This window comes from Streptomyces flavochromogenes (assembly GCF_000717595.1).
GTDB lineage: Bacteria > Actinomycetota > Actinomycetes > Streptomycetales > Streptomycetaceae > Streptomyces > Streptomyces flavochromogenes.
The window spans coordinates 1-241 of sequence record NZ_JNZO01000142.1 but is presented as its reverse complement, the minus strand read 5'-3'; the positions used below and the strand labels follow the sequence as shown (position 1 = coordinate 241).

General features: G+C 71.8%; 1 pseudogene. It reads right to left on the bottom strand.

The features are described 5' to 3' along the window. A pseudogene (locus tag IF00_RS42380) lies at positions 1-241 on the bottom strand (flotillin family protein); the annotation flags it as partial.

The window sequence follows — 241 nt, the reverse complement described above, 5'->3', positions numbered from 1 at the left end:
CTCGTCCGTCTGGGCCTTGATCTCGGCCTGCTTCAGGTAGAGGGTCCGCTGCGCGATCGCGATCTCCTCCTCCGCCTTCAGCCTCGCCTGCTCGGCGGCACGGCGCGCGACGGCCTCGGCGATGTCCGCCTCCTGCTTGGCGCGGGCGGCCTCGGGGCGGCCGAGGTCCTCCAGGTACGAGCCCTCGGTGGTGATGTCCTGGATCTGGAAGGCGTCGAGGACCAGGCCCTGGCCGGACAGG